Below are 18,606 nucleotides of genomic sequence, written 5' to 3' on the forward strand. Positions count from 1 at the left end.
ATGAACAAGATCTTCATTTTCAAGCTGTACTTTCAGATGCCTTCCCCATTCTTTTCCAGAATTTCAATCTCCAAAACCTGATCTTTTAAGAGTGTAAACTGATCAAGCATATAAATCCCTTTACTGTCTGAATGATCAGCTATTATCCTTTCCGGGAAATAGGTACGAACCTGTTCTAAAATCTTATCCTGAACGACCGTTCGTTTTAAGTTCTTTTTATCGACAATTTTAAAATTGACCCATTCAATAGCATACCCCACATTACTTTGATTCTTAACCTGCAATGTGAAATAAAACTTGCTGTCATTAACGTGCAGTGCCCGGACTGAAAACTCAATTCCATAGCTTTTCGAAGCAATATGCTTAATAGTTCTGTTGCTTTTCCTGTAAAGATTTTCTATAATAAGCTCTGTCAGAGTAGTTGAGCTTTTAAGATCTTCAAATAATACATCAGTAGCATATTGCCTTTCAATACCTCTCTGAAGTTTTACCAAATCATAGCTTAATATATCGGGATAAGAACTGTAAGATGCATCAAAACTATAAAATTTTCCATCCTCAGTAATAACCGAAAAATTGGTTTCCTCTTCAAAATCTTTTACAGTCGATTTAATCCGGAGAACATTTCCGATAGGTTCCGCCTTATTGGCAACTAACAATTCACTACCCAGATCAACATATCGTATGGGTGATGGAAAAATCACATGGCTGGTTTTATTGTAGGTAACCTGTATCCTGAAAGGGTTTAATTTTGCCTGTTCCAAGGAAATATAAGTTGTCACAGAATCCTGCCCAAATGCCTTGCTTACTAATAGAAGTAATAGCATAATGAGAATATAATGACTCTTTTGTGTATTCATTTTATTTTTTTTGATTAGTTATTTTTGGGTAAGAGTAAAACTTGATGGCCAGCTTTTACAGTTACTTTCAAGTGTCTGACTCTCTTCTGAAAATAACCAGACAGTCCCTGTACTACCCCTGCTCAGATCAGCTGCAATCTGTTGTCCTGCAGATTGGGTCATCATAATATTGGTGCCTGAAGTCTGGCTCATATTCGCCACAATATCGCTTACCGCATTCTGCTCCGCAGAATAAGGAACACACAATCCCATCTGACCATCGGTGTCATAAACATTGATTTCTACAGGATAGATATTACCTTGAGATTGAATGGAAGATATTTTTAACTGAAGCCTACCCCTGAAATTTGCTTACTGCAATCATTAGGCTCCCCGCCGGAATTACAGTTCGTCCGACTTGCATCTCTTCTAAAAGCCTTATAGATAAAATACTTTCGTTTACCAAAGTCTTAGTTTCATAGACCACTCCTTTTATTGCGTTTTTTGTCTGAACTGCGTTTTCTGAATCATTTTGACTGCCATAAAATCTATTATGATTCAAACCTGCAATAAAGGCACTATCCGATTGCTGTCTATATAATGAAGAAACAACATTGGAACGTACCGGTATTGCTGAAGTCAGTTTAACCTTCTTTTCCGTTGACTTTTCGATTTCTTCTTTTCCTGCTGTTTTTCCTGCTTTGGCATCGTTGGAAGATACTTAGCAGCCATTTGATACGATTTTTCCATGAGCTCTAACTGGTCGTTCATTCCCAGACCCGCAGGAACAGCATGATTTTGCATTGACTCATTCTTTAGCCTTGAAATTTCTTTCCTCAGATTATTGACCTCCTTATCATCCCGATTATAGAAAGAGCTTAAGGTCTGCTGTGCATTTCGATAACTGTTCAGAGCATTCTGATCGGATTGCTGAAGTACACTTTTAGTGGATGTTGAAGAAGGTGGGTTGCTATTATAGTTTACACCGTTCTGGTCATTCCAGTAATCTGATAAAGTTGTTATTGAATTTCTCTTTTCTTCATTCTTTTGCTCTAATAACTGCTGCTCATAAGCCTTTTGCTTATCAGACTGTAATTGACCGTCTTTTGCCTGTGGAATAACTGCATTAAAGCCAGCCTCTTCAATAATGGCATGATCGGATTTGGGCTTAAAGATGAGATAAAAGCAAGATGCACATACAGCAGCCATCAAAAAGTAGATGAAAGGTTTCTTTAATCTTTCCCATTGAGTCTTGGGATGATCATTCACTCCGCTATAATTTTGGGAGAGATCATTTTCTGTCACTCTAATTTTCTCTGAATCTTTCATATTCTATTTTTTAGTGGATGAGTTTACTATTTCATTATGCTTCGATCCTTTTTCGATAGGTTTCTTAGAAATGCCGTCAATATGATTGATAGAAATGGTATTACTTCTTTGACCTGTCGAAATACAGATATTCACAATGACGATGACGGTTATCAAAACATAAACACCAAAGAAAACCTTGGTCAGGAATTTTTGTCGCTCTACCGGAAGAGATTTCCATTGTTTATCAATCTTTACAACATAATTTTCGAGTGTATCTCTTAGTTTTTTCATATCGGTCTTATTAGCGTTCAACAGTTTCGACATCTCTATTTTCAAGCACGTTGAATTTTTCAACGATAAATCCCTGAGGATTGCTGTCAGACCGTACAGAATTAACCAGTGAACAATTAGTGACTAAATTTCTGATGGTAAGATTGCTGGACCTGATTATAAACTGTCGTGCGTATGTTTTAACATCATAAGGGTAAGTGTTAAAGTTGGCAACGACACTATCTACCTCAACTCTCTGCTGGATATTACCGGAAATTATTCTGTTATAGTAGCCTTTTTCCTGAAGGTCTTTATAGTAATTGAATGCAGATTGATCAGCCAAATTGAAAGCTTTTTACATTACTTCAATAGCATTCTTATCAGGTGCTATGGTGAAGAACAATTCATGAAATCGTCTCATGCTCTCTTGCTTCTACAGGTCTGTTGATCGACATATCCTGTGAAAGGGCTACCATCAATGATTTGCCGTTATCCAGCACATAGATCTTTTGACGCTGCTCTTCGGCAAACTGATAGGATTTGAATACCACAATCCCTACAATTCCAAAACACAACACCGCAAAAACGAATGTAAACAAACGGATTTGTTTGAAGCTGCTCTCAATATTTCTTAACGTTTTAAATTCCATAGAACTGTATTTTTATTTTAATAATCTTCCCGAAATATTTCCTGTGGCAAAACCTACTGCCGCTCCTGCGACATTACCTGATTTCGTAGCAGTCTGGTTCACATTACGCATAAAGTTGCCTGCACCTCCTGCCTGAATCACCCAGCCAGTTACCGTCGGTACCGTAAAATAACCGATGATGCCGATTACCATATAGATGATGTATACTGTATTGGAGGTATCAGGAATGAAAGTGGGATCTGCGAGCATCTCGATATCCCGTTCTAAAATCAAAGTCTGTATTTTGGCAAGAATGGCACTGAAAATATCAGCAACAGGAAGCCATAGGTAAACACTGATGTATCTTGTCAGCCATTGGCTCAACGTCGTCTGAAAACCATCCCATACAGAAATGGCAAATGCGATAGGTCCCAAGATTGAAAGCACTATCAGAAAGAAGGTTCTGATGGTATCAATAACTAAGGCTGCCGCTTGAAACAGAATTTCAAGAAATTCACGAAAACCATCTCTGATATCTTTCTTGATGGCAAACATTTCCCGTTCAATATACATTCCGGACATCGTGACCAAATCCGATGGTGACCATCCGAGCTCTTCCAGCTTTTTATCAAATTCTTCATTTGAAATAAGGTAAGCCATCTCCGGATTCCTGAGCATCGCTTCTCGTTCTAAAAGATCCTTTTTCTGCTGCAGTTCATTCATATCCAACACTTGATTTTCCAGCATTGAATGGCTTCCCTGAACAATCGGACTCATTACCCCATTAAGACTTCCTAAAACCAATGTGGTAAAAAACATAATGCAGATGCCTATGGCAAAAGGTCTCAGCATGGGAAACAAATCAATCGATTCTGCACGGCTCAAGGACTGCCAGACTTTTAGTGCTACATAGAATAAAGCACCTAATCCTGCGACCCCTTTGCCACAGCAGCCATATCAGCGCACATCGGCATCATTTCCTCATAAACAGAACGAAGTACTTCGTGTAAGTTATTCGGTTCCATCTTACCAGTATTTTTGATTGGAGGTTCCGTAAAGATTCAACACTCTTTGGGTGTTGTTCTGCTTTTTAGCTCTCAGATAGCTGACAGAAATATTCTTATTGGTATAGTATCTTACCAGGTTATGATAGGCCTTCACCTCCTTGTACACCCGGTCAACAACATCCATTCTTTCTTTATCATTGAGAGAAAGCCCGTTGGAGGTAATAATCTCCTTTAGTTCTTTTAACAGTTCCGTGCTCTCCGTCAACAGCGCAGCATAACCATTGGCAATGGAAGCTAATTCCCGAGCATTAAAATTGGGGTCATTCAGCATTTTACCGAAATTATTCACATACATCTCAGAAACATCACCCACCAAAAGAACAGTCTGCTGAACCTTTCTGGCATCTTTGACCAGATTATTAATGGCTTTAAGCTTATCGTAATACTCTTTACCCTGCTCATACACTTTCTTAACTTCGTTGAAATTCTTAACCACATTGGATACCGTGGATGAAGTCTGCACAATTTCATTGGCTGAGTTCAAAATTCCCGAAGCCAGGTTTGCAGGGTCTGTTACGACAAATTGTGCTTTTGTATAGGTTACGGCAGCAAAAAATGCTACCATTAAGGTTTTAATGATTAAATTTTTCATTGTTGTACATTTTTTAAATGATTTAATTGTCTTTTCTATTCGATTTGATTCTCTTAAGAGAAATCCTCTTGATGGCATGTTCGACATTGCCGTCAAGTTCCGATGCAAGGTTCATCACCTCCATCTTTTCCGTTTCTTCAGTAGTATATGCCAGATATTCTTCTGTTGAAACTTCAGTGGCATAGACTGCAGAGTGCGTTCCACCCAGTCCAATCCAGACTTCTTTATACAATCTTCTCGGATCGTTGTTCATATTGATCGACAACACCTGGGACTTTTCTTTATCAGTCAATCCCAGCATCGCCTGAATATCATCGAACTTGTTCATGTACTTTGGTCAAGAAGAATCTTACAATCGAATTATTAATGATACTTTCTTTCACAATCGGTGACTGAATGATATCATCGACTTCCTGAGTTACCACAATGGCTTCTCCGAAGAATTTCCTGACGGTCTTGAACAGGTACTTGATATACTCAGCCATCCCCTCCTTGGCAATGGCTTTCAGGCTTCTTCGATGAGGATGAGTTTTCTGATTCCTTTGAGTCTTCGCATCTTGTTGATAAAGACCTCCATTATGATAATGGTTACAATAGGAAATAGAATTTTATGATCTTTAATAGCATCGATTTCAAAGACAATAAAACGCTTGGATAATAAGTCCAGCTGCTTCTCTGAATTGAGCAGATAGTCATACTCTCCTCCTCTATAGTAAGGTTCCAGCACATTGAGAAAGTTGGCTATATCAAAGTCTTTTTCCTGACTTTCTTTTGCTCCAGTACTTTCTGATAATCCTCTTTGACGTACTCATAGAATCCATTGAAAGAAGGATGCTCGTCATTTGATTTAATCCTTTCGATATATCCGCTGACTGCATTGGAAAGGGCTACTTCCTCTGAACGGGTCGGTGGTTCATCGTCTCTTTTCCAAAGAGTCAGAATCAAGGTTTTTATACTCTCCCTTTTTTCAATGTCAAAGACACCGTCATCGGTATAGAATGGATTGAAAGCGATCGGATTATCCTCAGTATAGGTAAAATAGACACCGTCCTCTCCTTTCGTCTTTCCCCTGATAAGTTCACACAATCCCTGGTAGGAATTTCCGGTATCTACAAGAAGGACATGAGCTCCCTGCTCATAATACTGTCGCACCATATGGTTGGTGAAGAATGATTTACCACTGCCCGATGGACCAAGGATAAACTTATTTCTATTGGTAATAATCCCTGTTTCATCGGCAGATCTGAAATATCCAGATGAATCGGTTTTCCGGTCAAACGGTCAGCCATTTTGATCCCAAAAGGTGAAGGTGAATCCTGATAGTTGGTTTCCTCTGTAAAAAACACACAGCAGGTTCGATGAATGTGTAAAAGCTTTCTTCACTCGGAAAATCGCCTGCATTACCGGGAATTCCTGCCCAATATAAGGTAGCTGTATCCGTGGTATTATGACGGGGCTTACATTCCATCAAGGCTAGCGCACTACCAGTATCATTTTTTAACTGCTTGAATTCAGCAGAATTGTCAGACCATGACATCACATTAAAATGAGCACGGATAGATTGAAGACCATAAGAGTGTGCTTCATTCAAATACTTTTCTATCCATTCCTTATTGATCTGATTGGCTCTGCTGTATCTTGCTAAAGAGTGCATACCTTGCTGATTTTTCAAATTGGCGAAGGTTCTCATCACTATTGTCAATGAACAGATATTGATTATAAATGTGATTACAACTGAGCAGAAGTCCCACCGGAGAAGCAAAAAGCAGCAAACAGTCACTGCGGTCTGTGCTTAATTTCTCATAACGACTGTGTGATGATACAGTGCCTGGTAAATCCTCCGTATCCGATAAGGTGTGCATAGTGATCCGGTTATTACCGATTCGCATTTCTTCAGATCCCAGCTTAATATCCTGCAATGATGGATGGGTTTCACGGGACAGAGTCAGATACTGTTCCAGTAGTCCTGATCTCTCGGAAGTTCCTGATATCTCATCTTCTGTCATCCTTTCCAGATGGATATAACCACTGTCATTCATAATCCGCTCCAGCTGATCGACAGCTTCAAGAAATCGATTCATGACTTCTTGGTCCTTAATCTCTTTTGGAATCAGCTTTCCTTTGCAAAGTGATGAAAAGTTACTCTGCATCCGCATTCTTTCCTTACTTGTTTTTGTGATAAACAAGTAGCAGTAATGATTTAAAAAGGGTCTTTCATTGAAATGCCTTTCAAATGATTTGGAAAGAAAACTCTGGTCTTCTTGTGACAAATCAGGATTGTAGTTTTCTTCATAAACCAGTCCTGTTTGTGAACGATGGTGAAATCCGGGAGTGTTTTAATCGCTTTAAACCAAGCGGAATGCATGGCTTCATACTCAGCGGAAGCGACAGTAAAAAGTTCAGGGAGTCTTACTTTAAAACAAACCGTAACATCAGCGTCTTTTGAAATGATACAATCATTTTCAATCGCAAGCAGTGGAAATTTACTTTCCAGAGTGGCTGCCTTGGAAGAATTTCTCATATGTTTCTTCTTTTACGGTTAATTTTCAGATACCGGTAAATATTCTTACGGCTGATGATATATTTTGGATGCTTCTTGCGTGCGCCTAATTTCATCAGACCGTGCTCACCGTATTTTCTATTCAGTGCGAAAGTCTGCCAGGTAAGAAGTCCACTGCTGATTCCTCCAAGAATTAAACACAGATAGGTATTGACGCCTGCCATATACATAATCATTACACAGATCAATATTCCTAAGAGTCCTCCACTGAAGATAAAGAGGTATTGCGCTTTAAGTCCCTTGAACTCTACCGTCCTTCCTATTCCTTTATTGATATGATAGTTATTCATAATTGTCATTTAAAGGAAGAATGAACGAAGAATGGTTGCGGCAACAATTAAGAAGATACATGCTCCGAACCAGCTTGCAGCAGTCTTACTGGTGTCAGGATCACCACTGCTGAACTTGTTGTACACCTTAACTCCTCCAATAAGCCCAACAACAGCGCCAATCGCATAGATGAGCTGGGTGGCAGGTTCAAAATAAGAAGTGACCATCTGTGTAGCCTCGTTGATTCCGGCACTGCCATTACCCTGGCCCAATACACCGGTTACTGCTATAAAGGTTAACCCTGATACCAGTAGTTTTTTTCTTTGTTTTTCCATAATTAACACATCAATTTGTTAGTATGTGCCGCACTTTGCGGAACTATGGAACAAAGATGTCTGAGCCTTAGGATCATTTTAGGCTACTGGCATTTTCAGGAATCTTTTGGCTTTAAACTGACAGGGCAATTGCCGGCATTCGTCTATAATTAGTTGAAAATTTGTAGGGAATTTCAAAAAGAAATCATGGATAAAAGATTCACCCACATTATTGAACTTATCAGCCGATCTCGTAACAATGCGATACGAAAGGTCAACGAAGAACTAATCGATTTATATTGGAATATCAGCGAATACATCAGTAAGAAGATAGAACTGAGTGAATGGGAACAGTCGGTGGTGAAAGAACTTGCGCAATACATCCAAGCCAACGAACCTGAGATCAAAGGATTTTCTGATAAGAATCTTTGGAGAATGAAACAGTTTTATGAATCCTATAAGGAATTTCCAAAAATCTCAACACTGTTGAGAGAAATCAGCTGGTCCCATAATCTGGCTATTTTTTCACGTTGCAAAACAATTGAGGAACAGGAGTTTTACATCAAACTGACAAAGCAGGAAAATTACAGTTTTAGAGAACTTGAGAGACAGATTTCCAGCAGCCTGTTTGAAAGAACCATGATCGGAAATTCAAATCTCTCAACAGTGTTGAGAGAAACAAACCCTGACATTGCCAATACTTTTAAGGACAGCTATGTGTTTGACTTTTTAAATCTACCTGAAACGTTTAATGAAAGTGACCTCCAAAAAGGGTTAATACAGCAGATGAAAAATTTCATTCTGGAACTAGGCAGGGATTTTCTCTTTATCAGTGAACAATACAAAGTACAGGTGGGGAATTCGGATTTTTATATTGATCTTCTGTTCTTTCACAGAGGCCTGCAGTGCCTGGTCGCCTTTGAACTGAAAGCAGATAAATTTAAACCTGAACATCTGGGTCAGCTTAACTTTTATTTAGAAGCTCTGGACAGGGATGTTAAACGGGAAAATGAAAATCCGAGCATCGGAGTGCTTCTTTGTAAGGACAAAGACAGCGAAGTAGTAGAATATGCCCTTAGCAGAAGTCTGTCGCCCACCATGGTTTCCGAATACAAGACCCAGCTTCCTGACAAAAAAGTTCTGCAGCAGAAGCTTCATGAACTGTTTGACAACAGACCAGATTAAAGTTTAGTTACAATGTAAAAGGGGAATTTGCCTAAACAAACTCCCCAATATCGAAACTGTCCGAAGAGTTGCTCCGCTTAGAAGAATTGATCCTTTCACCATCCGGAATGCTTGCCGTCAGCAAAGTGGCAATTCTTTTCGAAGCATCTCCTAATGAATTCTCTAAGAGATCAAAAAGCTCGGTTCCCTGAATTTTTTGAATGATCTCTACTGCTTGTTGTTCTAAGTTAGCATCCAGCATGTCCTGCTGAAGCAACTGACCCGCAGTACTCAATTCCTGAAAGGTAACCCCTGTAGCAAACCCGCTTTCCATACTAGAGTTTTCATCTATCCAATCTTCTTCCTCCTCCTCTTCATCATTTTTGACCAGAATATCATTGAGATTTTTACACTGACCAATAGGCTCAAACTCCTCTTCGTTGGTTTCTGAATCAAAAGTATCAACAATAAATGCATCAGATTCACTTTGTCTTTCATGGTCATCAATTGGTATTACCTGTCTCTCCTTTTGCTTCGTCTCACCCATAATAGATGGAATATTCATTCTCACAGCCGAATCATCTTTATGGGGCACCTTAGCGGAAAACTTTCTTTCCGAAAGAATCAGAATGATAATAATGAGCAGACCTATAATGACGAGTTGTTCCATAATATCAAGTATTAAAAGATTGGACGGTACTTGTTATTGAAATCATTGGTGATTTCTTTTTCAAACGTTTCAAAATGGTATGCCAGAATATTATCAAGATAGGCATACAATGGAATCTGGTCTTCTGCGATAATCTGAATAATGCGAGACAAGCGCTCATGATATTCCGGACGGATATAGATACTTTTATCACCACGCTTAGTCATTGTATGATGAGTAAGAAACTGCTCAGCATATGTTATTTCACTATTCTTCTGAGTCTTCAACTTACGTTTTTGCACTTCCTTTTCCTCAGGAAGATTTGCATTTTGATCCGGTATATCTTTCTTGGGACTTCCTGCCATAATAGACATTAGATACTGTTCATCGATACCGCTATCCTCGCTATTAATTTTGTCATTTTCCATCTTGCTACAATTTGATAATTTTCAAAAATTCTTCTATAAACTGATCCATCCTGCATTGCACTAACAGCTTAGGATCTGCAGGCAGTAAAGTTGATCGGAAAACCTTCTTTGCTACCGACTCCTTCTTTACGAAATCTTTTACTGTCGGTTATGATTGTTTCCATAAGCTGCAGTCCCAGATCAGAAATCACTTTACTATAATTTTTATACAACATCGTGCGCTCTCTTCCATCCACCTGGTTCCAGAACAGGTGGATGCTTTGAATCCCTGTTTGATTTTCTTTCATCAATACATTGGTCAGAACATCAGTAAAACTTAATGTACTTTCCAGAACGACACGATCAGCAGTAATGGGAGAAAAAATATAATGGACATTCGTTAGTGTTTGTAAAATACCTGCAGTATTCACAGTGCCCGGTAAATCTAAAAAGATAACATCAGGTGTTATTTCAAATTCATCAATATATAGCTTTATTTCTTGTAATACCTGGTCTGCTTTACTCTGGAAAATGGGATAAGCTTTTTTATTGATCGTAGTAAATTGTTTATGAGCCATCTTTTTCAGGATTTCATTCTGCATCACCATTTTCAAATCCCGTTCCCTCATCTGAAGTAAACTGTACTGTGGAAAGTCACAGTCAAATACAGCGACCTGGTACCCCATCCGGTAATGAAGAATACTTGCGGTAAGTGTAGTAAATGTGCTTTTTCCCACTCCTCCTTTTTGAGTGGAAAATGCAATGATCGTAGGTTGTTTTTTTGTTTTCATTTTGCTTGATTTTTATTATACATCATGGGAAGAAAGACTGAGTGACGGCCCCTGGGCAGTACATACATCAGATTCCCTGTAATCCTTTCAGTACTACCGACCGGAATTCCTGAAAGCGGTATAGACTTCAATCAGTTCTGGCTGAATTCCATTCATCCTGCAATCCTGAAAAATTGATTTCCTGAAGACCATCTTTCACAGAGACTACCTTGACGGCTAGAATTCCGGAAGGCTGGCACGCTGGATTTCCACTATTCAGGATTTCTGTCAGATCTGCAGTCAGGAGATCCCGCCCTCAATCTGATACAAATGAATAGTATTTATTTTTAAAACATCTCTAATGGTCGTTTTTGGCTTAAAGTGTCTGTCTTTGGCTTTCTATCTAATACTGTCCCTACCAATGATTGTGGTTTACTTTGTTTCGGAAGACTGAGGAATCGGGGAAAATTGAACTTTAAGAACGCGATCAGTATTACATCTGCTTTCTTAATAGAATTTCCTTTCACCCGAAAGGGGCAAGTTATGTTTTGAGTGCCTCATAACTTTTTTCGTGCCTCAAAACAACTTGCCCTGGCTGGGGCTTTAAAAACCACTCGAAGTCGTGATTTTGATGACCTTAAATTAGATGCTATGGATAGAACCAGAAACAATAAAGGTGGGCGTAAGCCTAAGCTTAACCCGAGTAAAAACAGATATGTATTCCGGCTTACGGACGAAGAAAACAGTAATTTTTTGAAACTGTACGAAGATTCAGGCATGAGTAACAAAGCGAAATTTATTACAACCATTTTGTTTCAGCGGGAACTGAAAGTAGTAAAAGTAGATATTGCTACAATGGATTATCATGCTCAACTGACTCAACTCTTTTACCAGTTTCAGGCGATTGGAAACAATTATAATCAGATTGTAAAAATTCTGTATCGAAATTTTACGGAGAAAAAAGCGTCTTTCTATCTCTTTAATCTGGAAAATCATACCAAAGATCTGGCCTTACTATGTAAGCAGATCATAGAACTCACTAAAGAATTTGAGCAAAACCATCTTCAAAAAACCTCTGAAAAATGATCGCTAAAATTGGAAAAGGTGAAAACCTTTGGGGTGCACTGGTTTACAATCAGCAAAAAGTAGATAAAAACAATGCAACCGTTTTGTTCACCAACAAGATTCCTGATTTGTGGGACCGTCCTTACTCTGTCAGCTTTTTTCATCGGTATTTTGAACCTTACCTGATTGCCAATAACAAAACTGAAAAACCTGTAAGACATATTTCTCTTAACCCTGATCCGGAAGATCAAGTTGATGACAAAGAATACCGGAAAATGGCTCAGCAATATATGCAGGAAATGGGCTATGGTAATCAACCGTATGTCGTTTTCAAACATACGGATATTGACAGGACACATATTCATATCGTCACCACCTGTGTTCAGCTTGATGGAAAAAAATACCGGATCGTTATGACCACCATCGATCAATGGAAGCCTGTAGAAAACTGGAAAAGCAGTACAATTTGAAAATCGCCGGTGAGAATAGAACTTTTCATCAGAACTTATTGGGTAAAGCTGTTGATTACACTAAGGGGAATATAAAAAAGCAATTATCAGCAGTACTCAGATATATACCCCAAACCTATGGATTTCAAAGTATGGGTGCTTACAATACCTTGCTTTCCCAGTTTAATATCTGTGTGGAAGAGGTTAACGGAGAACTACATGGAAAGACGAGAAAAGGAATTGTCTATTTTGCGACGGATAAAGATGGGAAAAAGCAAGTCCTCCTTTTAAATCCTCGCTTTTTGGTAAACATGCCGGATTTGAAAATGTTCAGGCGCTTATTGAGAAATCAAGGGTTAGAATGAAAAATGATTCTTCAAAAGACATTATCAAAAGAACTGTTGAAACAGCAATCAGCACCAGCAACTCCGAAGAGTCTTTAAAAAAGCAACTGCTTGAACAGGGAATTGCTACCGTAATCAGAAAAAATGATGACGGAAGGATGTATGGAATTACCTTCATTGACCATCATTCTAAATTCGTCTGGAATGGCTCACAGTTAGGGAAAGAACTTTCAGCCAACACATTCAACAAACTATGGCATGAGACAGAAACAAAACTTAAGGCCAGTTCATACAATAGTTCTAATAATGACATATCGTTTGAAAAATCTTCAGAACATTTCTTCAGTAATAACAGCTATGAAACATTTGAAGGATTCTTTTCCGGTTTATTGTCGTCAGATACCGATATGGACCACGAGGAAAAAATTTTTGCATCTCAGATGAAAAAGCGACGAAGAAAAAGAAGAAAAAAATAATATTCTTTTACAGGATGCTCCCTTTATAACCATGCTCTACGAGCCAAAGCCAGCCAACGTATACCTGGAGCGGCTTATTACATGATCAGGAAAGTATAATCATGCATTTATGCTTCTAAAATGTGATATGCAGGGAGAAGACGATTTAAGAGGACTCGCCAAAATCATGGCATTTATGCGAGCAGTCAGTATTATTCTGGTACTAATGCACCTCTATTGGTTTTGTTACGGATTTTTTCAAACGCAGCAATTAACGCTGGAACTCATTAATAAGATACTTTATAATTTTAATAAGACAGCAGGCCTTTTTTCTCAACCTATTTATTCTAAGCTGTTTGTGCTAATTTTATTGGGTTTAAGTTGTCTTGGAACAAAGGGAGTTAAAAATGAAAAGATCACCTGGAGAAAAATTAGTATTGTTTTTTCTATAGGTTTTGTTTTATTCTTTTTCAACTCAATCCTGTTTAAATCTGCCAGCAATTTTACTCCTGTACTTTATATTCTATCTACTGGATCCGGATACATTCTTCTAATGCAGGCAGGGGTCTGGATAAGCCGTTTACTGAAAACAAATTTAATGACCGATGTTTTTAACAGTGAGAATGAAAGTTTTCAGCAGGAGACTCAATTGCTATATAATGAATACTCCATTAATCTTCCGACTAAGTTCTATTATCAGGGGAAATGGCATGAGGGCTGGATTAATGTTGTCAATCCGTTTCGTGCCACCATTGTTTTAGGAACTCCCGGCTCGGGAAAATCATACGCCGTTGTCAACAATTATATCAGGCAGCATATTGAAAAAGGATTTTCCATGTACATCTACGATTTTAAATTTGATGACTTATCAACCATAGCGTACAACCATCTTCTGAGCCATTCCAATGCGTATAAAATAAAACCGAAATTCTATATCATCAACTTTGATGATCCAAGGAAAAGCCATCGATGTAATCCCTTACATCCCAATTTTATGAAGGATATCTCAGATGCCTATGAAGCGGCTTATACCATTATGCTCAACCTGAATAGAAGCTGGATTCAGAAGCAGGGAGACTTCTTTGTAGAAAGTCCCATTATCTTGTTAGCTGCTATCATATGGTTTCTTAAAATTTATGATAATGGCAGATACTGCACTTTTCCACATGCTATTGAGCTATTGAACAAAAAATATGAAGAGGTCTTCACGATATTGACCTCTTATTCTGAATTAGAGAACTATCTCTCCCCTTTATGGACGCATGGCAAGGCGGGGCACAGGATCAGCTGCAGGGACAGATTGCATCAGCAAAGATCCCTTTGTCCAGAATGATTTCACCACAATTGTACTGGGTAATGACCGGAGATGATTTTTCTTTGGATATCAATAACCCCAATGAACCTAAAATATTGTGCGTTGGCAATAACCCTGATCGTCAGAACATTTATTCAGCAGCTTTGGGATTATACAATTCAAGAATTGTTAAGCTGATCAATAAAAAAGGGCAGTTAAAAAGTTCTGTCATTATTGACGAGCTTCCCACGATTTATTTCAGGGGCCTGGATAATTTAATTGCTACTGCCAGAAGTAACAAAGTTTCCGTATGTCTCGGATTTCAGGATTTTTCTCAGTTGACAAGAGATTACGGAGATAAGGAAAGTAAAGTGATTCAGAATACAGTCGGCAATATTTTCAGCGGCCAGGTAGTTGGAGAAACGGCGAAAACATTATCCGAACGTTTTGGAAAAGTACTGCAGAAAAGACAGAGTATATCCATTAATAGGAATGACACTTCCACCTCCATTTCAACGCAATTGGACAGTTTGATCCCCGCTTCGAAAATCTCTACCCTGACCCAGGGATTTTTTGTCGGTGCCGTATCAGATAACTTTGATGAAAGGATCCAGCAGAAGATTTTTCATTCAGAGATTGTTGTGGATAGTGTTATGCTTTCTCAAGAAATAAGAAATTATCAGCAGATACCGCATATCCGGTCCTTTATAGATGAAAATGGGAACGAATACATGGACAAAGAGATTGAAGATAATTACAAAGCAATTAAGGCTGATATTCTCAGCATCATCACGGATGAAATGGATCGAATAAAAAATGATCCTGACTTACAGCATTTAATTAATGTTGAATAAAAACAAACCTCAAATCACCCTGTATTTGAGGTTTAACCTGATATTATGTTACTCAGCATCACTATTTATAAAATGCTGGTTAAGATTTTCACTGACCAGCTGAAGGAACTTAGTCGGTCCCTGCTTTCTGTTACGGATTTCAAAGACAGTTTTATGAAAATTGCCTAAGTCGCAATCCAATGACCTTTCTACAACTTTGATAACTTCGCTCAGTTCTATATTGCCTCCATTAAAACAACGCATCTGGTAAAGGGCATAGATCAGTTCTATAAGGCCCACCTTTGATCCTGACCAGGTCAATGGAGACCGTACTTTTAAAGTTGCGCCTTCATTAGAGTCTTCAATCTGCTTTTTTAAGTAATGGTCAAATTGTTGATTGGAGATAAACCGGGCGATCAGATGGTCATGCGATGTGGTGAAATTGGGGTCATAATTATAAAAGCCTGAAGATAACTTCATTTTGAGATCATAAGAATTGCGGACAAATATTTTATGATCAAGATATGTTGCGTCACGTTTATAATAGCTGTAAAATTCAGAATGTTCCAAATAAAAGTTCCTGAGTTTCTCCTGCTCCGCCTCATAGTATTTTTTTACTGTTTTATTTCCTGCAGCCGGCTTATGAGACTCAATATCCAGTATCTCAGAGTAATAAATAAATTTCGAGATAAACTGTGGTTTTAGCTTCTTAAAAAAAACACTTCCTCAGCAATATGGTCAAAATGATGGGTAGAAACCAAAAGCTTTAATTTTCTTATCGACTCATCAATGACGAGTAATGCCTTTTCCGAAATTTTGATTAGATCATTTCCGTCAGCACAGACTTCATTAATCTTTAAGTCCAGATCTTCCAGCAGCTGAGAAGTTCTTTTAAAAATAGTTTTTGTTACCATATCCTTTTTTCAGGAATTTACAAAAATTCTATCAAGGCATATCTTAATCAGCTAATACCCAGTTCCTTTTTCCGGTTCTTTATATAATCTGTCGGCCGGATACCATTGATATCGAAGAACAGATTCGAGAAATTTTGACGGGCTGCTATACCGCATTCCTCAGCTAATGCTTCAATGGTATAGTTCAGATACTTACTGTTCGTATTGAGTAAATTGGTGATATAATTAATGCGCAGTTCTGCCATATATTTATTGAAATTCATCCCTTTTTGCTCATTGATATAGACAGAAAGATAATGGGAATTGGTTCCTAGCTTCAGGGCAATACTTTTCTGGGTAATCCCTTTCTTTCTGAACTGTTCTTCCTTCTCAAACTTATGCAGTTTCTCTTTAATCTCCATCGTCATTTCCGGAGTCAATGAAGTCTTTCTAACTGAGAATTCTATCTGGTCTTCTCTTACAATATCGGTAATATTGTAAGTTCCGTCAGCTATTCTCTTCTGAAGAAGATTGTACTGTTTTTTTATCTTTTGATCTTTTCTGTGCCGCAAAACGAGAAACACAAGCAGTACACTTCCTGAAGCAATAAGTATCTGAGCCAACACTATTTTTTTAGTACTGGATCTCTCGATTTCTTCTTTTGCGTCCATCAGTGTACGCCGGTCAAAATCTTTATGAAGTTTCAAAGATAAATAGGGAAAATCTTTACTGATTAAACTGTCAGCCTTTAAAAGCTGATTGGTATAATAAAGCTGTTTGTTGACATCCTTATTTTTATAGTGATTTATAAGATAATGATAACTTTTATACACCTCTGGAAGTATAAAATCATGTTTGTTGAAAATAGAGTCTATTTTGTTATAACATCCTACAGCATTCTCGGTATCGTTCTCTGCTTCATAGGTTTTGCCCAGGTAATAATATACCACAGAAGCCCAGCCGAAATCGTTTCTGGTCAGAATCGTGGGTAGGGATTTTTCTAGATGACTCTGAGCCCCAGTATAATCTTTTTTATGATACCTGGAAATTCCAAGGCATTTTAGAAAATAGCTTTTCTCTAAAGCAAAATCTTCATTATCAGCAGTAAACCGATATCCAAGCATACTTAAACTGTCACTCTTCGCAAGGTTGTTAAGATACCTGTTAAGCACAGTCAGCTGATGCAAGCAGTTGAGATAGGCTTTCTCATAATTAAACTTTTCATTTTCATGATGGTTTTCACGTAACCTTGACCCGTAAAACGTTGCGCAATCCTGAAAATGATCCAGCGCTTCATCATAATAGCCCAAATGACTTTTTACAATTCCTAAATGGTAGAGTACTTTATACTTGTGGTAATCATCTTTCGAGCCTTTTGAATGCTTGTAAGCATTAAGGTATTCATTTAAAGCTAACTTATATTTTTTTTGATAAAAGTAATAGATGATTCCTTTGCTTAGATAGTCTTTACTAATATCATCCTGAGTTCCGTGCCGCAGGCTAATGGTAAGCGCACTGTCAGCATATTTCATTTTGTTTTTATAGTCGAACTGCCTTCCGTCTCTATACCCTTGGATCAGTTTTGAAAAATTATTTTCCTTTTTTGCTTTCTCAATGTACACTTTTACATGGGGCATTGCATTAATGTCATCTATTGTCATTTTTTCATAGGGCTGTCTGATCTCACGGAAAGTTTTTTCCTTCCCAATTGTGAAAATAAAAATTGTGAAAAAGCAGAAAATATGACGATAAAGTAATAGAACTTTTTCATATGCTGATATTTATAACGTCACCAAATCAAAAATAATCATTTATGTTTTAAATAAATCAAAATTCAATGAATTAAACAGCCACAAGGACAATACAAATGTAAATAACTACAAATCAGTTGTTTAATGTTGTTTTTACAATGTGCTAATTTTAAAATTGATCCGTATCAATTTTAAAATAGAGTCTGGGAACAGTTTTTTTACCTCGTAAGCCGGATAATTTTGACATCAGAATTCTAATATAATCCGGCCGGGATAACTCAATTAAAATTATTAACATGAAAAAGTTTATCCCATTTTTTAGTATAATGATAGGAGCAGTTTTTATTCAAAACTGTACCCATCGAGATGAAGATATCAACTCAAACAGAGAAAAGGGTAATCAATCAAAACATTCAGCAGATATTTCTGCCATGAAAAAAGATTCTGCCAAATCTCCCGTGATGATTGAAAATCCAGGGCCTAAAGATCCTCCTGTGAGGGACGGTGATAACTGGCGGCTTGCCAAAGATTAAAAATTTCAAATAAAATTATGATTCCTCATACCTCCATATCAGTTGTTACAGGCTTACCATGTCCAAAGAGTGGCATCTGGGAAAGTATGGGGAATTTCAAAACAACTGTAACCCTCTTTAAGGGTGAACCGATGCCTGAATATTGCG

General features: G+C 37.9%; 18 protein-coding genes and 6 pseudogenes. 7 read left to right on the forward strand and 17 right to left on the reverse strand.

Annotation, left to right across the window (positions count from 1 at the left end; translation table 11 throughout):
• Positions 1-32: 32 nt before the first annotated feature.
• The 11 genes and pseudogenes from traN to OWR28_RS05745 all read right to left on the reverse strand — a co-directional run bounded on the left by traN (position 33) and on the right by OWR28_RS05745 (position 7,873).
• Positions 33-860, reverse strand: coding sequence for a conjugative transposon protein TraN (traN, locus tag OWR28_RS05700; protein ID WP_332385842.1), 828 nt, complete (start codon positions 858-860; stop codon positions 33-35).
• 14 nt (positions 861-874) lie between these two features.
• Positions 875-931: a hypothetical protein gene (locus OWR28_RS26840; protein ID WP_494168443.1), complete on the reverse strand. Its 57-nt coding sequence runs from the start codon at positions 929-931 to the stop codon at positions 875-877.
• An 85-nt stretch (positions 932-1,016) separates the two neighbouring features.
• Positions 1,017-1,326: pseudogene (gene traM / locus OWR28_RS26845) on the reverse strand (conjugative transposon protein TraM); the annotation flags it as partial.
• A gap of 152 nt (positions 1,327-1,478) precedes the next feature.
• Positions 1,479-2,168, reverse strand: coding sequence for a hypothetical protein (locus OWR28_RS05710; RefSeq protein WP_332385843.1), 690 nt, complete (start codon positions 2,166-2,168; stop codon positions 1,479-1,481).
• A 3-nt stretch (positions 2,169-2,171) separates the two neighbouring features.
• The gene (locus OWR28_RS05715) at positions 2,172-2,441 is read right to left on the reverse strand and encodes a hypothetical protein (RefSeq protein WP_332385844.1); all 270 of its coding nucleotides are present in this window, start codon (positions 2,439-2,441) and stop codon (positions 2,172-2,174) included.
• A gap of 10 nt (positions 2,442-2,451) precedes the next feature.
• Positions 2,452-3,070: pseudogene (traK, locus tag OWR28_RS05720) on the reverse strand (conjugative transposon protein TraK).
• A 12-nt stretch (positions 3,071-3,082) separates the two neighbouring features.
• Positions 3,083-4,074, reverse strand: a pseudogene (gene traJ, locus OWR28_RS05725) (conjugative transposon protein TraJ).
• 1 nt (position 4,075) lies between these two features.
• The gene (locus tag OWR28_RS05730) at positions 4,076-4,708 is read right to left on the reverse strand and encodes a DUF4141 domain-containing protein (protein ID WP_482390945.1); all 633 of its coding nucleotides are present in this window, start codon (positions 4,706-4,708) and stop codon (positions 4,076-4,078) included.
• 22 nt (positions 4,709-4,730) lie between these two features.
• A pseudogene (locus OWR28_RS05735) lies at positions 4,731-7,229 on the reverse strand (TraG family conjugative transposon ATPase).
• Positions 7,226-7,558, reverse strand: a complete 333-nt coding sequence (locus OWR28_RS05740; protein ID WP_332385845.1) for a DUF4133 domain-containing protein — start codon at positions 7,556-7,558, stop codon at positions 7,226-7,228. The pseudogene OWR28_RS05735 and the gene OWR28_RS05740 overlap by 4 nt, the downstream one beginning before the upstream one ends.
• 9 nt (positions 7,559-7,567) lie before the next feature.
• Positions 7,568-7,873: a DUF4134 domain-containing protein gene (locus OWR28_RS05745; protein ID WP_332385846.1), complete on the reverse strand. Its 306-nt coding sequence runs from the start codon at positions 7,871-7,873 to the stop codon at positions 7,568-7,570.
• 186 nt (positions 7,874-8,059) lie between these two features.
• On the opposite strand from OWR28_RS05745, the gene OWR28_RS05750 reads away from it, so the two are divergent.
• The gene (locus tag OWR28_RS05750; RefSeq protein WP_332385847.1) at positions 8,060-9,037 is read left to right on the forward strand and encodes a PDDEXK nuclease domain-containing protein; all 978 of its coding nucleotides are present in this window, start codon (positions 8,060-8,062) and stop codon (positions 9,035-9,037) included.
• 31 nt (positions 9,038-9,068) lie between these two features.
• Here OWR28_RS05750 and OWR28_RS05755 read toward each other — a convergent pair whose 3' ends face one another.
• The 3 genes and pseudogenes from OWR28_RS05755 to OWR28_RS05765 form a co-directional block, all read right to left on the reverse strand.
• Positions 9,069-9,686: a hypothetical protein gene (locus OWR28_RS05755; RefSeq protein ID WP_332385848.1), complete on the reverse strand. Its 618-nt coding sequence runs from the start codon at positions 9,684-9,686 to the stop codon at positions 9,069-9,071.
• 11 nt (positions 9,687-9,697) lie between these two features.
• A complete protein-coding gene (locus OWR28_RS05760; protein ID WP_332385849.1) occupies positions 9,698-10,093 on the reverse strand; it encodes a DUF3408 domain-containing protein in 396 nt (131 codons plus the stop codon).
• A gap of 4 nt (positions 10,094-10,097) precedes the next feature.
• A pseudogene (locus OWR28_RS05765) lies at positions 10,098-10,863 on the reverse strand (ParA family protein).
• 630 nt (positions 10,864-11,493) lie between these two features.
• On the opposite strand from OWR28_RS05765, the gene mobA reads away from it, so the two are divergent.
• The 5 genes and pseudogenes from mobA (at position 11,494) to mobC (ending at position 15,303) form a co-directional block, all read left to right on the forward strand.
• Positions 11,494-11,928 carry a conjugal transfer protein MobA gene (mobA, locus tag OWR28_RS05770; RefSeq protein ID WP_332385850.1) on the forward strand — a complete coding sequence of 145 codons (435 nt, stop codon included), beginning with the start codon at positions 11,494-11,496 and terminating at the stop codon, positions 11,926-11,928.
• Positions 11,925-12,377 (forward strand): relaxase/mobilization nuclease domain-containing protein, encoded by a 453-nt coding sequence (locus OWR28_RS05775; RefSeq protein ID WP_332385851.1) that lies wholly within the window; start codon positions 11,925-11,927, stop codon positions 12,375-12,377. The genes mobA and OWR28_RS05775 overlap by 4 nt, the downstream gene beginning before the upstream one ends.
• Positions 12,374-12,721 (forward strand): hypothetical protein, encoded by a 348-nt coding sequence (locus OWR28_RS05780; protein ID WP_332385852.1) that lies wholly within the window; start codon positions 12,374-12,376, stop codon positions 12,719-12,721. The genes OWR28_RS05775 and OWR28_RS05780 overlap by 4 nt, the downstream gene beginning before the upstream one ends.
• Positions 12,718-13,176, forward strand: coding sequence for a hypothetical protein (locus tag OWR28_RS05785; protein WP_332385853.1), 459 nt, complete (start codon positions 12,718-12,720; stop codon positions 13,174-13,176). The genes OWR28_RS05780 and OWR28_RS05785 overlap by 4 nt, the downstream gene beginning before the upstream one ends.
• Positions 13,177-13,303: 127 nt before the next feature.
• Positions 13,304-15,303, forward strand: a pseudogene (gene mobC, locus OWR28_RS05790) (conjugal transfer protein MobC).
• A gap of 48 nt (positions 15,304-15,351) precedes the next feature.
• Here the strand turns inward: mobC and OWR28_RS05795 are convergent.
• The 3 genes from OWR28_RS05795 to OWR28_RS05805 are packed head-to-tail and all read right to left on the reverse strand — an operon-like array spanning position 15,352 to position 17,836.
• Positions 15,352-15,972 (reverse strand): RteC domain-containing protein, encoded by a 621-nt coding sequence (locus OWR28_RS05795; RefSeq protein ID WP_332386333.1) that lies wholly within the window; start codon positions 15,970-15,972, stop codon positions 15,352-15,354.
• Positions 15,973-15,983: 11 nt separating this feature from the next.
• Entirely contained in the window at positions 15,984-16,196 is a 213-nt protein-coding gene (locus OWR28_RS05800; protein WP_332385854.1) for a hypothetical protein, read from the reverse strand.
• Between the two features lie 47 nt (positions 16,197-16,243).
• A complete protein-coding gene (locus OWR28_RS05805; RefSeq protein ID WP_332385855.1) occupies positions 16,244-17,836 on the reverse strand; it encodes an AraC family transcriptional regulator in 1,593 nt (530 codons plus the stop codon).
• A 386-nt stretch (positions 17,837-18,222) separates the two neighbouring features.
• On the opposite strand from OWR28_RS05805, the gene OWR28_RS05810 reads away from it, so the two are divergent.
• Entirely contained in the window at positions 18,223-18,459 is a 237-nt protein-coding gene (locus OWR28_RS05810) for a hypothetical protein (RefSeq protein WP_332385856.1), read from the forward strand.
• The last annotated feature ends 147 nt before the right edge of the window (positions 18,460-18,606 follow it).

The organism is Chryseobacterium sp. 1B4 (assembly GCF_036631475.1).
In the GTDB taxonomy this organism is placed as follows: Bacteria; Bacteroidota; Bacteroidia; order Flavobacteriales; family Weeksellaceae; genus Chryseobacterium.